Source organism: Flammeovirga sp. AWQ4_249, assembly GCF_056161045.1.
Window position 1 is genome coordinate 18067 of record NZ_JBSWYJ010000005.1, and the last position, 15795, is coordinate 33861.

General features: G+C 31.7%; 13 protein-coding genes. 8 read left to right on the plus strand and 5 right to left on the minus strand.

Translation table 11 applies throughout. The annotated features are described in order from the left end of the window. The first annotated feature begins 25 nt into the window (after nucleotides 1-25). Nucleotides 26-1201, plus strand: a complete 1176-nt coding sequence (locus ACXAHM_RS05975) for an AI-2E family transporter (RefSeq protein ID WP_474959501.1) — start codon at nucleotides 26-28, stop codon at nucleotides 1199-1201. On the opposite strand, the gene ACXAHM_RS05980 is transcribed toward ACXAHM_RS05975, so the two are convergent. The 4 genes from ACXAHM_RS05980 to ACXAHM_RS05995 form a co-directional block, all read right to left on the minus strand. Next, nucleotides 1198-2268 (minus strand): hypothetical protein, encoded by a 1071-nt coding sequence (locus tag ACXAHM_RS05980; RefSeq protein ID WP_474959502.1) that lies wholly within the window; start codon nucleotides 2266-2268, stop codon nucleotides 1198-1200. The genes ACXAHM_RS05975 and ACXAHM_RS05980 overlap by 4 nt on opposite strands. Nucleotides 2269-2547: 279 nt before the next feature. Beyond that, nucleotides 2548-3246: a CDP-diacylglycerol--serine O-phosphatidyltransferase gene (gene pssA, locus ACXAHM_RS05985; RefSeq protein WP_474959503.1), complete on the minus strand. Its 699-nt coding sequence runs from the start codon at nucleotides 3244-3246 to the stop codon at nucleotides 2548-2550. A 1-nt stretch (nucleotide 3247) separates the two neighbouring features. Beyond that, complete coding sequence (locus ACXAHM_RS05990; protein WP_474959504.1) at nucleotides 3248-3889, minus strand: MBL fold metallo-hydrolase; 642 nt, start codon at nucleotides 3887-3889, stop codon at nucleotides 3248-3250. 117 nt (nucleotides 3890-4006) lie between these two features. Further along, nucleotides 4007-4666, minus strand: coding sequence for a tetratricopeptide repeat protein (locus tag ACXAHM_RS05995; protein ID WP_474959505.1), 660 nt, complete (start codon nucleotides 4664-4666; stop codon nucleotides 4007-4009). A gap of 152 nt (nucleotides 4667-4818) precedes the next feature. On the opposite strand from ACXAHM_RS05995, the gene ACXAHM_RS06000 reads away from it, so the two are divergent. The 4 genes from ACXAHM_RS06000 to ACXAHM_RS06015 all read left to right on the plus strand — a co-directional run bounded on the left by ACXAHM_RS06000 (nucleotide 4819) and on the right by ACXAHM_RS06015 (nucleotide 9442). Then, a complete protein-coding gene (locus ACXAHM_RS06000) occupies nucleotides 4819-5898 on the plus strand; it encodes an NAD(P)/FAD-dependent oxidoreductase (protein ID WP_474959506.1) in 1080 nt (359 codons plus the stop codon). Further along, nucleotides 5899-7149, plus strand: coding sequence for a PAS domain-containing protein (locus ACXAHM_RS06005; protein ID WP_474959507.1), 1251 nt, complete (start codon nucleotides 5899-5901; stop codon nucleotides 7147-7149). A gap of 47 nt (nucleotides 7150-7196) precedes the next feature. After that, entirely contained in the window at nucleotides 7197-7910 is a 714-nt protein-coding gene (gene aat, locus ACXAHM_RS06010) for a leucyl/phenylalanyl-tRNA--protein transferase (protein ID WP_474959508.1), read from the plus strand. A gap of 77 nt (nucleotides 7911-7987) precedes the next feature. Continuing rightward, on the plus strand, nucleotides 7988-9442 hold the full coding sequence (locus ACXAHM_RS06015) for an aminoacyl-histidine dipeptidase (protein ID WP_474959509.1): 1455 nt from the start codon (nucleotides 7988-7990) through the stop codon (nucleotides 9440-9442). Nucleotides 9443-9505: 63 nt separating this feature from the next. Here the strand turns inward: ACXAHM_RS06015 and ACXAHM_RS06020 are convergent, their stop codons facing one another. After that, entirely contained in the window at nucleotides 9506-10069 is a 564-nt protein-coding gene (locus ACXAHM_RS06020; protein ID WP_474959510.1) for a thioredoxin family protein, read from the minus strand. Between ACXAHM_RS06020 and ACXAHM_RS06025 the strand changes: the two genes are divergently transcribed. From ACXAHM_RS06025 to ACXAHM_RS06035, 3 genes are all read left to right on the plus strand, one after another. Next, the gene (locus ACXAHM_RS06025; RefSeq protein WP_474959511.1) at nucleotides 10068-12215 is read left to right on the plus strand and encodes a S9 family peptidase; all 2148 of its coding nucleotides are present in this window, start codon (nucleotides 10068-10070) and stop codon (nucleotides 12213-12215) included. The two genes, ACXAHM_RS06020 and ACXAHM_RS06025, sit on opposite strands and share 2 nt — an antisense overlap. 255 nt (nucleotides 12216-12470) lie before the next feature. Beyond that, nucleotides 12471-13772, plus strand: a complete 1302-nt coding sequence (locus ACXAHM_RS06030) for a dicarboxylate/amino acid:cation symporter (RefSeq protein WP_474959512.1) — start codon at nucleotides 12471-12473, stop codon at nucleotides 13770-13772. Between the two features lie 122 nt (nucleotides 13773-13894). After that, nucleotides 13895-15760 (plus strand): peptidase U32 family protein, encoded by a 1866-nt coding sequence (locus ACXAHM_RS06035; protein WP_474959513.1) that lies wholly within the window; start codon nucleotides 13895-13897, stop codon nucleotides 15758-15760. The last annotated feature ends 35 nt before the right edge of the window (nucleotides 15761-15795 follow it).

The window sequence follows — 15795 nt, forward strand, 5'->3', positions numbered from 1 at the left end:
ATTTTTTGCAGTACAAAAACTTAATATGGAATCTGACAAGTTTAATAATTCATTAAAATCAATCGCCTCAGTAGCTAAATACTTTAGGTCTTTTACTAATTTATTTTTAGTAATAGCTATAGTAGCATGTTTAGGTTGGCTGTCAGTTCAATTACAGGATATAATTGCATACATTATTATATCTTTGATTATATCTTCTATACTTCAAACTCCAACAAACTATATTGCTAACCTCCATGCCTTTGGTTATAAATTCCCTAGAGCATTAGCCGTTTTCTGTTCATTTATCATACTTTTTTGCATCATTGGTCTTTTTGTATTTCTCTTTTATCCTCTGATTAAAAGTCAACTGGAGGTATTAACTCAAAAGAATACACAAGAACTTATAATGGTTGTTGAAGGTCCATTATATAGTATTGAAAATCTTATTCAAAAATATATACTTCCAGAAGCAGAAGATGGATTTTTAATTCAACAACTTACTGAACGAATATCTACAATGGTCGAAAGTGACCAAATTAGAACTTTTGTCAATGGATTAATCGCATTGACTGGTAATTTCTTTGTAGGTACAATGGCCGTACTTTTTATTACATTTTTCTTCCTGTATGACCCTTCACTATTAAGGAGACAACTAATTGTATTAATTCCTAATAAATATTTCGAAGTTTCAATTTCAGCTATTATTAAAACAGAAAAACTACTTTCAAGTTATTTATTAGGTTTATTCCTTCAGATGTTAAGTATTTTTTCAATTGCAACTATTGGTTTAAAGATAGCTAACATTGAATATGCTATTACCATCGCTGTATTTGCTGCTGTTGCCAATTTAATACCTTACCTAGGACCTTTTATTGGCGGATCATTTGGTGTACTTGTGGGAGTACTTACAGACCCCTCTTTACTTGACCTTTCTGATTATATATTCTTGATTATAAAAGTGCTTTCGGTATTTGGTATTGTACAATTGGTAGATAATGTCGTCGTTCAGCCAATTATTTTTTCTCGAAGTGTAAAAATGCACCCTCTTGCTATATTTCTTGCAGTATTTGTTGGTTCAGCTTTAGGAGGAGTTGTAGGAATGATATTCGCCATACCTACTTTAACAGTATTAAAAGTAGGCTCTGAAGAATTTTGGTATGGATACAAAAAATATCAAATTTTTAGAGATAAAGTTCCAAAGTTGAAAAAAGAGGATTAGTAGTCTTTTCTTTTGAAATTTAAATTAAATTTAAGCTGATATCCCCATATTAATACTAGAATAATTAAAGAATAAATATGGAATTTATATCCATATGAATATTCATGCTCATATTCATTTTCAGAAAAGTTTAATGCTGAAGCTCTACCCCAAGCAATAAAAGCATCTGCAATTGGTAAAATACCATCCAAGTACATTTTTTGATCTTCTGTTATAGTAGTAAAACCAAATGCATTTATTGTTTTGTATTGATTTAAAAATTTGTCATAATCACCATATGCTGCAAATGTACCTATACTTACAATTGTTGCTGCAGAACCAACACCAAAAAATACAGGGCCTGAATCAATATCTCCAAAAGCTGAAATACCTTTAGGAAACTCCCTTACTGAAGGTAGGCCAAAAGTAGTTTCAACAAAATTTTCTTTAAAAAGCTCATATTGTTCTTTCCCAAAGTAAGGATCAATATCAATAAGCATTCTTAAGATTAATGTTGTTGATGAACCTCTAGTCATAATTTCATAGGAAATACCTCCATCAGGATGAAATTCAGCAGCATGAGGAATCATCATTGTCTCGGGATCTAATTCACTTTTCACCTTCTCCATCCATTTTTTTATCACATGATTGTATTTGGAAGGGAACAATTTATCATAATTTGCCAATGAACCAATAGCAATAAAGTTATCAGCTGGCCATGTTTGCATGGCATATGATTCAAGATAGGTAACTCTAGAAGAGTCATAAGTATTTGCAATGTCTTGAGATTGCATTTTGTACTTTTCTATATACTGACCTGCATTTGTAAATGTAGTATCTAATAATAATATTTTAGACAAAAGATAATTTCTCCAACCGCTATAAAAAGCACCATGATCTGGTTTTAAAAAACTTGGGAAAATACTTTTCACTTTCTTTTGATCAATTGTATTATAAGCAAAAAGAGCTTCTTTAATTGCTTTATTCTTTAGAGAATCGTTTTCAGGATCACTCATTGCAAGTTCACACCATGATAATCCGTATAATACATTGGTAAAAACCTCTCCTTCTGGAAATAGATTTTGCATCTCCATTCCTAGGTTTTTATTATGTAATTGATCTTCGAGAAAATTTAATTGCAATAATATATCACTTTGCGTTTCCTGTTTTGAGGTATGTTCTGTATGTAAATTTATATTGAAATAAAAAAGTACAAGACTTAATAAAACACTAAGTAAAATGGAAAAATATCTCATAAGTTTGCTTGAAAGTAATAGTTGAATTTCTAAAATAAATAGTGGATTAGCAAAAAATAAAAAAAGGATAAAATCTAATTTCTATCCTTTTAATTTCTATAGCTTCTTTAGTTATTTCTTCCGAAAGACTAAAGAGACAATTACTTGAGTTAAAACAATTAATGGTAATGCTGCTACTTTTAAAACTATTAATAAAAGTACACTAACACCAATTAAAATAAATCTTGGTTCATTTCCTTTCCATCCAAAGTTCTTAAACTTTAAAGAAACAAGTGGTAGCTCTGCATTCATCAAATATGACATGACCAAAGTAATGCTTATTAGGAGGTATTTATTCAAAATAATTCCTTCAAATTCTGGATAATATTTCAGAATTAATGGAAGAGACCCAATAACTAATGCTGTAGCAGGTGTTGGAATTCCAATAAAACCATCTGATTGTCTTTCGTCTACATTGAAGTTTGCTAAACGAACTGCAGAAAATGCAGCAATTAAAAAAGCTATATATGGTAAATAGGTATAATGCGTATCTGCTTGCATTTCTACCTCTATCAAAAGTTGATATAAGATAACGGAAGGAAGAAACCCAAAAGTTACCATATCAGCTAATGAATCTAATTCAGCTCCAACAGGAGAAGATACTTTTAACATTCGCGCTGCAAAACCATCGAAGAAATCAAAGGTTGCTCCTACTAAAATCATTGCAGCACCTAAAACTAGATCTCCTTCAAAACAAAAAGTTACACCCAAACAACCACTTAATAAATTGCTACAAGTAATTGCATTTGGAATATGTTTTTTAATATTCATATTATCCTCTTACAAATGGATTAAATCTTTTTTCATGACCGATAGTCGTAGATGGACCATGACCTGGGTAAACTGTCGTTTCATCAGGTAATGAGTACATCACATTTTTAATATTTTCTAAAAGAGTTTGATGATCTCCACCCGGTAAATCTGTTCTACCGATTGATTCCTTAAACAATACATCTCCACCTAAAGCAATATTTTGATTTTCATTATAAAAAACTAAATGGCCTGGTGAATGACCTGGGGCGTATAAGATTTTTAGTTTTGAATCACCAAAAGATATTTCACCTCCACTTTCTAAAAGTTCATCATGAGTTGAAACTACAAAATTTGGAATACCGTATTTTGTTGCAGAGGCTAATCCTGATGCTAATACTTCAATTTCTCCTTTTGGTATATATAATTTCACACCAAATGTATCTTGGCAAAATTTATTTCCAAATACATGGTCTAAATGACAATGTGTATTGACAATCTTTACAACTTTTAAATTTTTCTCTTCCACGAATGTTTTTAATGCTTGTTCTTCATAGGCATCATAACAACCTGGATCTACAATGATTGCTTCATTTGTCTCATCCCATACTATATAAGTATTTTCTTGGAACGGACTAAATGTGAATGTATGTACTTTTATCATTATTCTTTCTATTCAATTTGTTCTGATTGAGAAACAGAACATAAAAATTTCATACAAAAATAAAGAAATTATACTTTATCTAGGTCATTCTACTGTTACTAAAAAATAATGAAATCCTTAATTGTTTGTATTACAGTATTTATCTAAATATTCTTTTGATTTAAGGTTACCTAATGAGTATGCTTTTTGAAGGTCCTGACACCCTTTCGTTTTTTCATTTAAGCGAAAATAACTCACTCCTCTAAGATGAATAGCATTATAATCTTCATTATCCTCTTTGATTACTTCAGTAAGAGCACTTATTGATTCAGTATAATTTTTTAAATAATAATGACTTACAGCCAAATTATAATAACAACTTAAAATATTTATGGGATACTCTTCACTTAGGTTATTTAGTGTGATATTATAATTTGAAATAGCTTTAGCATAATCTCTTTTTTTAAAATAAATATTCCCTGCCCTTAAATGATAATCAGGTTGTTTTGGTTCAAGTTCAATTGCTTTTAAAATATAAACTAGAGCACTATCATATTCATTAAACTCATAAAATGAAGTAGCTACTCCATATGCATAATCTGAATTATTATTATTGATAGCATATGCTTTTGAAAAAAAAGATAAAGAGGATTTATAATTTTTGATTTCGTAATCTGATTTTGCTTTAATGTAATAATTATCAGCCAAAATTAATTTTGTTTCATCTAAAACCTGTTCTTGGGCGTAAAGGCCAAAAGTGATGAAAAAATAAAGATTCAGAATAAGTAGTAAGCGCATGATTTATTAGTTTTAATTAAAAAATTAAATGAAAATAACTAAAAATTAAGAAAAGCCTATCAACTTTTATTAGAGATTTAGTTTTATGTAAATTATATTTTTTATAAATAGAATAAGATATTTGTAATTACTATTTTAATTTGAACGATTATATGCAAGAAAAGGTTGATTATTTAATTGTAGGGCAAGGTTTAGCTGGAACTGTAATTGCTGAGACGATAGCAGAAAGAGGCAATTCTTTTAAAATCATAGATAATGGTGTTACAAAAAATTCTTCTAGAGTAGCAGGTGGGCTTTACAATCCTATTACAGGAAGAAAAATGGTAAAGACATGGCTGTGTGATCTTTTGTTTAATAAAGTTGAAGAATTTTACCCTGCCTTTGATAAAAAATACAATGTTAAATCTTTTCAACCTATCCCCTTTTATTTTCCTTTCGATTCACAAGAAAAGCAAACAGATTGGATTGCGGCTAGTGCAGATCCAAAATATAATACTTATGTAAAAGGTTTTGTTAAAGATGGATTCTATAGTGAATATATTGATAATACATATGGTGGCATGGAAGTAGAACGCAGTGGATATGTAGATATTCCTATTTTACTTGACGCATTTAAAGCTCAAAATCAAAATAATATTATAGAAGAAGAATTTGTCTTTGAAGACTTAGAGGTCAAGAATGATCAAATCATTTACAAAAATATCGTTGCAAACCATATTATTTTTGCTGAAGGTAATAAAGTAGAAAATAATCCTTTCTTTACAGCGTTAGACTTTAGACCGGTGAAAGGTGAATTGTTATTGATAAAATTCAAAAATGCACGTTTCAAACATATCATTAATAGAAATGGTTTTATCCTTCCTATTGATGATGAAGGTACTTGCAAACTTGGAGCTACTTATGAAAGAGTGGAAGAAATGGAATCTCCTACAGCAAAAGGTAAACGACAATTATTAGAGAAAGTTGATCCTTTGGTTGATGACGAGTATGAAATTTTATCACATTGGTCTGGGATAAGGCCGGCTACATTTGATCGTAGACCTTTTATTGGCACTCATGAAAATCATAAAAATATTCATATATTTAATGGATTGGGTGCAAAAGGAGTATCATTAGGTCCTTATTTTTCTGAATTGCTATTAAATCATATTGAGAATGGAAGACCCCTTCCTTATGAGGTAAGACTTAACCGTCTTTCAAAGCAACAAAGAATAGAACAAAATTCGAAATAAATGAATACACAACTTAATACCATTTTTTCTAAAGTTCAGATGAAAGCAGTGATATTCTATCTACTGTCATTGTTTTTATTGTTGGGTGCTTGTGGTGCTAAGATTTACTTTGATGTAAAAGAACAAAAAGAACATCTTATTCAGGTTTTATTAAATTCTAAAGCATTAGATCATTATGCAACGGCTTCTAAAGAAATTGAAAAAGCCATTGATCAAGTAAAAAAAGATGGTATCGGTCTATATAAAATGACCATGTTAGATGTGTATTACTTAAATGATCATGGATCTGCATTGTATTGGATTACAGATGGAAGTGAAAAATCTATTTTAAATAGATCAGATGTAAATAGCATTCCAAATGAATTAAATGCTGATTTTAAAAAATTAAATTTTCATAGTAAACAAACTATTGGGAAGTGGTTTTTAATTCGATTAAAACCTAATAGTAAATTAGATAGATCAATTGTTTTATGTATTCCTGAGTTAAAACTTTGGATGAATATTGGTGTACAATCATTACCTTTAACAGTAGCAGGAATCGTTTTATTAACTATTTTCTTCTTTGTTCAAAGTTCTTCTATGTCTTACTGGATCAAAAAGCCTTTATCTAAATTTGTAAAACATTTAGAATATGAAAGTCAAGGTATTAGTAGTGAATTAGAAAGAGATGTCCCTGCCGCTTGGCAAGAGTTATTTATGGAATATAATTTATCTTTTGATAAAGAAATTATCCATGAGGGAACTGAGGCAGAAACAGAAGAACAAGCGACTCAACGTTATCATGCACAACTTCAAGAATTACGTTGGGCAAAAGAACAATTGGCAAAATATCAAAATCAAGAACATCATGAAGGTGAGGAAGAATCAAATTCTAATGAAAAATTACAAGGGTTCTTCAATACATTTGAACATGCTCAAGTTGGTGTAATGGTAGCTGATGCTGAAACTATTCCAATATATTTAAACCATAAAGCTAAAGATCTTTTAGGAAAAGGTACTTTACCAACTTCTGAAGAGGACTTATTAGATATTCGTAAAATATATATAGAAGATACTGATGTGGAAATTCCTCAGGATCAACATCCAATGATTCTTGCAAAGGAAACAAACCTTCCTCATACAGTTAAACATATTGAAGCATATAACCCTGATACTAGTGAAAGAAAGAAAATTCAGATTTTCGCTACACCAATCAGTGCATATACTTCCATGAATGAATATTACCTTATTTTAATAGCTGAGCAGTTATAATTTTATTATCTTTCTGCTTTATTTAATAAAAAAGACCAAGTTTTAGAATGCCAATATTTCAATTAGAAGAAGATAGCGTTCAATTCCCCCCTGCGAGATTAACAGATGAAAGTGGAATTTTAGCTGTAGGTGGTGATTTAACCCCTAAAAGAATAATAGAAGCCTACGCAAGCGGTGTTTTTCCTTGGTTCAATCCCGAAGACCCACTGCTATGGTGGTCTCCTGATCCTCGTTGTGTTTTATTCCCAGAAAATATAAAAGTTTCTAAAAGTATGAGACAATTACTGCGTAGAGAAACTTTCAAAGTTACATTTGATCAAAATTTTGCTGGTGTTATACAAGCATGTAAAGAAATATACAGACCTGATCAAGGTGGAACATGGATTACAGATGAGATGGAAGAAGCATATAATCAATTACATAAAATTGGTTTTATGCATTCAGTGGAAGTTTGGGAAGGTGAAGAATTAGTAGGTGGTTTATATGGCGGAGCAATGGGTAAAGCCTTTTTTGGGGAATCAATGTTTTCAAAAAAAAGCAATGCATCCAAATATGGATTTATTATGCTTTGCAAAAATCTCATTGAAATGGAATATGAAATTATTGATTGTCAAATGCATACTCCTCACCTTGAAAGCTTAGGTGCTGAAGAAATACCAAGAGATGCCTTTTTATTATATACAGACCGTAATCAACAAAGGCATTTTAATCGTATAAATTGGAATGAAATCTTTAGAACAGATTTCTTTACAAATAAATAAGAAATAGTATTTTTGAATTGAAATCGAAATTATAGTAAGAAAGAGACCCTTTCTTGACATACTAACATATATAAAACATGAACAACGAAGTAGCTCAGTTAAATCCCACACAGATATGGGAAAACTTTGAGAAATTAAATGCAGTTCCTAGAGGATCGAAAAAGGAAGAAAGAATTATTGCATTTACAAAGAAATTTGGAGAAGACTTAGGTTTGACCACTCTTGTTGATAAAACAGGGAATGTGATTATCAAAAAGCCAGCTACTCCAGGAATGGAAGATAGGAAAGGTATTGTTATCCAATCACACTTGGATATGGTTCATCAAAAGAACAACGATACTGTTTTTGATTTTGATCAAGATGGAATTCAATCATATATTGATGGACACTGGGTTAAAGCAAAAGGTACTACTTTAGGTGCAGACAATGGAATTGGCGCTGCCACTATGATGGGTATTCTTGCTTCAACTGATCTAGTTCATGGTCCTATCGAAGCATTATTTACGATAGATGAAGAAACAGGTATGACTGGTGCCTTCGGTTTAGAAGAAGGAATGTTAGATGGTGATATTCTATTAAACCTTGATACTGAAGATGAGCACGAATTATGTATTGGTTGTGCCGGTGGTATTGATACAAATGTCAACTATACATATGATGAAGTAGCTGCTGAAGGAACAGCCCTATCTATTGACCTTAAAGGATTAAAAGGCGGTCACTCAGGTTGTGAAATTCACCTTGGTAGAGGTAATGCAAACAAATTGATGAACCGTTTATTATGGAAATCAAATGCTAAGTTTGGTTTAGAGGTTGCTTCAATTGATGGTGGTAGTCTAAGAAACGCTATTCCTCGTGAATCTGTTGCTACAGTTGTCGTTGCTGATGACAAAGTTGAAGAGTTCAAGGCTTATGTTGCTTCTTTTGAGGAAACAGTTAAAGCTGAGTTACATGCTACTGAACCAAATCTTGTTATCAATGTTTCAGAGATTGCAACTCCTGAAAAAGTAATGGACGTTAAAGTGCAAGAAGCTTTATTCAGTGCTATCTATGCTGCCCCTTGTGGAGTTATTAGAATGTCAGATGATCTAGAAGGTTTAGTAGAAACATCAACATCCCTATCAAGAGTGCATGTTGAATCAGGTAAAGTAGTTGTACAGTTCTTAACAAGAAGTTCTGTTGATTCTGCTAAATATGATGTGACACATCAAATCGATGGAGCGTTTGCAATCACTGGAGGAAATGTTGAGCATGGCGGTGCTTACCCTGGATGGACTCCAAACGCTAACTCTGAGATTTTAGAAGAAATGAAGGAAATCCACCAAGAGTTATTTAATAAACCTGCTATCGTAAATGCAGTACATGCAGGATTAGAATGTGGTATCATTGGAAGCCACTACCCTAATTTAGATATGATATCTTTTGGTCCTACAATTAAAAATCCTCACTCACCAGATGAGATGTGTGAAATTAATACGGTTCGTAGATTCTGGGACTTTATTAAAATCACACTTGAAAGAGTGGCTAAGAAATAATCTATCAAAAAAGAGAATTAGGCTTATATGCTTAATTCTCTTTTTTGATTACTGATAACTTATCTATTTAGAAGAATAAGGAGATACATAATTTTTTTCCTTAAATGTTTCAAAAGGAATATTATCCATTGCTCCTTCTTCTATATATGATAAAACGAGGTGCATATTTTTCTTATCTTGATATCCTGGTAAAGGAAAAGGTTGTGCTTTTAGTACTTCTTTTTTATCAAGGACTAAAAATACAGTAGTTGGGAAACTCATTTTCCCATTTAATAAAGTAGCAGCCAATTCATGATAGCCCTTACCCCCATTTTTAATGTACTTAAAGGTGGTACCTTGAAAGGTAATATCTTGTTTCCCTTCTGCATCTAATTTAACTGCGTAATAATTTTCGTTTAAATATTTTACGACTGCTGGGTCTGAAAAAGTACTTTTATCCATCTTTTTGCACCAACCGCACCAATCAGTATAAACATCAATAAATATCTTACGAGGTTCTTTTTTGTTTTTAGCCATAGCTTCTTCAAAAGTAAGCCAATTTACTTTGTCTTGACCATAAATAGAAGTACTTAAAGAGGCTAAAATAACGAAGAATACTAAACTTATATTTTTATTTAAATCAATCATGAAAAGATTTTACAGTTTAATTACACTAAGCGTATTATTTTTCTGTGCTTTACAATTAAATGCACAAAATAAGACTTTAACATTGGAACAATCAATCGTTGAAAGATGGTCCACATTTTATCCAGAAAGAATAAGTGTTCAATGGCAACCTGATGCTAAAGGATATTATACTTCTATCGAAGATAATGCATTAATCGCAACTTTTGCTAAAAAAGGAACGAAGAAAACATTGATTACTTTAGAAGAAGTCAAAAAATCTAATCCTGACTTAGATGGTTTAAACCGCTTTCCAAGATATCAATGGACAACAAAAAAATCATTTATTTTCACGAATCAAAATGCTATCTATTCAACTGATGTATTGACAAAAAAATCAATAAAACTTAGCACTTGGAATGATAAGGGACAAAATACAGATTTCACCAAAGATTTCTCAAAAGTTGCTTATACAATTGAAAACAATCTTTTTTTAAATGTCAATGGAAATGAGATTCAAGTCACAAATGAAAAGAATAAAGAAATTGTGTATGGTCATGTAGTACATAGAAACGAGTTTGGTATTAATCAAGGTACTTTTTGGTCTCCAAATGGTAACGCAATCGCTTATTATAGAAATGATCAGACGATGGTTACTGACTACCCTCTAGTAAATCTTGAGACACGCCCTGCTTCAGCTGATCCAATCAAATACCCAATGGCGGGTATGAAAAGTGAAGAAGTAACTTTACATGTTTTCAACATTGAAACGAAAAAAAGTATTCAAGTCAAAACAGAAGGCCCAAAAGAACAATACCTTACAAATGTAGCTTGGTCTCCTGATGGACAGTTTGTATATATTGGCATATTAAATAGAGCTCAAAATCATTTAGCCTTAAATCAATATAATGCCTCAACTGGAGAATTTGTAAAAACTTTATTTGTAGAAAAAGACAATAAATATTTATCATTAACGCACCCAATGGAATTTCTTCCTAATAGTAATGATCAATTTTTATGGAGAACTGAAAAGGATGGTTTCGAGCATGTGTATTTATACAATACAGATGGTAAAGAATTAGCTCAATTGACTTCTGGTGACTGGGTAGTAATGGATGTTATCGGTTTTGATAAGAAGAAACAAAACTTGTTTGTTCTAGGAACTGATAACAATGGGTTAGATCGTCAAGTTTATAAAGCAAATTTAAAATCAAAGAAAGTTACTAAAATTACCTCAATGTCAGGAGTATACAGTCAAATACAGTATGATGCTTCAAGTAATTTGATTATAGCTGCATTTACTAATCTAGATACTCCAAATAAACAAATCATCATTGATGGTAATGGAAAATCAATTCAAACATTGGTAGAGGCTGAAGATCCTCTAAAAGATTATACTACTTCCCCTATCGAACTTTCAACAATCAAAGCTGCTGATGGAAATACTATCTTAAATACAAGAATGATTAAACCAGCAAATTTTGATGAAAATAAAAAATATCCTGTTATTGTTTATGTATACGCTGGTCCTGGAGTTCAATTAATTACGAATAGATGGCAAGCAGGCGCTGCATTATGGATGCAGAAAGCAGCACAAGATGGTTATATTATTTATACTGTCGACAGTAGAGGAACTGAAAACAGAGGAAAAGATTTTGAGCAAGCTACTCACCTAAATCTTGGTACAGAAGAAGTAAAAGATCAAATGCTTGGTGTTGATTATTTAAAGTCACTTCCATATGTGGATCCTGAAAGAATGGCAATTCATGGATGGAGTTTTGGTGGTTTTATGACTACTTCATTAATGACAAAAGAAGCTGGAACATTCAAAGTAGGTGTTGCAGGAGGTCCAGTAATGGATTGGGGATTATATGAAGTGATGTATACAGAAAGATACATGTCTACTCCAGCATTAAACCCTGAAGGTTTTGCAACAGCAAAATTATTAGACAAGACTACTTTATTAAAAAATAAACTATTAATTATTCATGGATTAATTGATGACGTAGTTGTACCACAGCATTCTTTCTTATTCTTACAGAATTGCGTAACTAATGGAGTTCAAGTTGACTTCTTTACTTACCCTGGGCATCCACATAATGTTAGAGGAAAAGATAGAGTTCATTTAATGGAGAAAGTATTAATGTACATTGATGATGCATTAAATTAAAATATTCTAAGGTCCTACAATATTACTTTGTAGGACTTTTTTATATCTCTATTCTATAATAAATTATAAAAAAGGAGTATTTTTTCTAGTCCTGTCTTATCTTGTGGGGAGTTTTCATCAAATGAATTTAATGACTTCTCATAAGGTATCGGTCGATCAGATATTAATATGATGTATTTCAGAAGTTTACTCTTCATTTTTTAGATCGATAAACTTTACTTAAAACAAAACAGATCCTTTTTCAAAATAACAATAATGAAAAAACTTGCACTACATTGGAAAATAATCATCGGAATGGTGTTAGGCCTTCTTCTAGGATTATTTATCAGCTTTAATGGTTATGCTCAATTTTCTGATGATTGGATTAAACCCTTTGGTACAATCTTCATTCGTTTACTAAAGTTAATAGCAGTACCATTAGTATTGATCTCTTTGGTAAATGGTGTAGCATCTATGACCGATTTATCAAAATTATCTAAAATGGGTGGTAGAGCTGTTGTTATTTATTTAGCAACTACTGTTATAGCAATATCTATTGGTCTTGTTTTAGTCAATATATTTGAACCTGGGTCTGGAATTTCAGAAGAAACAAGAATGACTTTTATCGAAAAGTTTGCAGACACTACGACTTCTAAACTTGAAAGTGCAAGTAAAGTAAAAAACAATGGGCCTTTACAAGCTCTAGTAGATATGGTTCCTGGGAACATATTTAATGCTATGAGTAGTAATAGTAATATGCTTCAAGTGATATTCTTTGCTATCTTATTTGCTGTTTCTTTAGTTGCAATCCCTATAGAAGAAGGTAAACCTGTGAAGCGCTTCTTTGAAAGCTTGGATAAAATCATTCTGAAAATGGTTGATATCATCATGTTATTTGCTCCTTATGGTGTATTTGCATTAATCGCTTCTCTAATAACAGATTTTACAGGTGATGATCCATCTAGTGCTGCTGAGTTATTGTTAACCTTAGGTAAATACTCTTTAGTGGTGATTGCAGGCTTATTTACTATGATCTTAGTAGTTTATCCATTAATACTTATCGTATTTGGCAGAGTGAATGTAAAGAACTTCTTTGAAGGAATCTTCCCTGCACAAATGATGGCCTTTTCTACTAGTAGTAGTGCTGCAGCACTTCCGGTAACCATGAAACAGGTGGAAGAAGAATTAGGAGTATCTGAAGAAACAACTAGTTTTGTTTTACCATTAGGTGCTACGATCAACATGGATGGTACAAGTTTATATCAAGGTGTAGCTGCCGTTTTTATTGCACAAGTTTTTGGTATTGAACTTACATTAATGGATCAATTAGCAATTGTAGTTACTGCTACTTTAGCTTCAATTGGTGCTGCTGCAGTACCGGGCGCTGGTGTGATTATGTTGATTATCGTTCTTGAACAAGTTGGTTTACCTACAGAAGGAATTGCATTAATTCTTGCTCCTGATAGAATTCTTGATATGTTTCGAACTGTAGTAAATGTAACTGGAGATTCAACGGTTGCTATATTAGTAGATAAAGCTGTTGGCAATCATTCTAAAATTGAAGAACCGGAGTTATAATCTTTCGATTTAACGATATAGATATTTAAAAAAAAGCTGATTCAGTGACCTGGATCAGCTTTTTTTGTAAATAAAACATTCCATTTTCGTTTTCATTCAAAAAACAAAGTTATTTTTGCAGCATGAAGAAGTTTTTAGAACTATTAGCTCCCGCAAAGAATATTGAAATTGGTATGTCAGCCATAAATCATGGTGCTGATGCCGTGTATATTGGACCAAAAGCTTTTGGTGCAAGAGATGGTGTAGGTAATTCAATTCAAGAAATTGAGCAACTTACAAAGCATGCTCACCGATTTAATGCAAAGATTTTTGCTACAATGAACACTTTGTTATTTGATAATGAATTAGAGCAAGCACGTCAGCAAGCTTGGGATTTATATCATGCAGGTGTTGATTCTTTGATCATTCAAGATATGGGGCTTTTAGAAATGGACCTTCCTCCTATTCCTTTACATGCCTCTACACAAACGCATAACTATGATTTAGAGAAAGTTCAATTTCTTGAAAAAGTAGGTTTTGATCGTGTAGTATTAGCTAGGGAATTATCTATAAAGCAAATTCAAGATATTGGAGAAAAAACTAATGTTGAATTAGAAGCTTTTGTTGCTGGAGCTTTATGTGTGAGTTTAAGTGGTCAATGTTATATGAGTAATAACGTAGGTGATCGCTCTGCAAATCGTGGTGCTTGTGGACAACCTTGTCGTTTACCTTATGATTTAATTGATAATGCTGGTCAAAAACTCGCTAGCGAAAAACACCTTCTTTCTCTAAAAGACTTAAATCTTGAAGATTATATATTACCATTAGCAAGAGCTGGAGTTAATTCATTTAAGATTGAAGGTCGTCTTAAAGATGAGGCTTACGTTAAAAACATGGTCGGTAACTTCCGTAAGCGTATTGATTATGTATTGGATAAATATGGAGATGAGTTTGTAAGAGACTCTCAAGGTAAAGTTACTTTAGGTTTTGAACCAGCTCCTGAAAAGACGTATAATAGAGAATTTACAACTTACTTCTACGAGAAAAGAAAAGATACTATTGCTAATTTTGATACACCAAAAGCTATTGGTGATAAAATCGGTGTAGTAAAAGAAATAAAAGCCAATCAATATCTAATTGAAACGGATAAGAAACTTGTTCCTGGTGATGGATTATGTTTCTTGGATAAACATGAAAAGCTTCAGGGTATGAAAGTTGAGCATGTAGATGATAAAGGTTGGATCAAAACTTCCCTTGTAATGGGTGTACGTGTTGGTGCAGAAATTTATAGAAATTTTGACCAACAGTATAACAAAGAACTTAAAGGTGAGAAAACAGTTCGTAAAATCGATGCTGATATTACTTTAGATTGGCAACAAAATACTGTTGAACTTTCTATTGAAGATATTTACGGTAATAAAGTTTCTCATAAATATAAAGAACCATTCGAGGTAGCTTCAAACAAAGAAAAAGCTATTCAAAACTTAACGAAATCTCTTAAGAAATCTGGGAACACTATTTTTAGTATTGAAAATGTTCACTTACCTGAAGGTGAGATTCCATTTATCCCAGGAGGTAAAGTAAACCAATGGAGAAGAGATTTAATTGAGGCACTGGAAGAGTATAGAAATAAAAACTATAAGCAACCTAAACGCCTTAATACCGAGATTGATGATACATATCCTTACTACCAAAAGAAATTTGATCATCATGGAAATGTATTAAATCAAAAAGCTAGAGAATTTTACGAGCGACATGGTGTAGAAGAAATTGGTGAAGGCTTTGAAGGTCGTGAAGACAAGAGTAAATTACGTTTAATGACTACAAAACACTGTCTTCGTTATCAAATTGGTATGTGTGACGAACATGAAACCTTTGTTACTCCACCAGAAAATGTTCAATTCCCTTTATTCTTGAAATACAAGGATGTGAGATACAAATTGAAATTTAATTGTAAAGATTGTGTAATGCTTATTGATGACGCTCCTGAAGAAGTTGCAAAAGATTAAGCTAAATATACTAAAAAGCCTATCACCGAAATGAT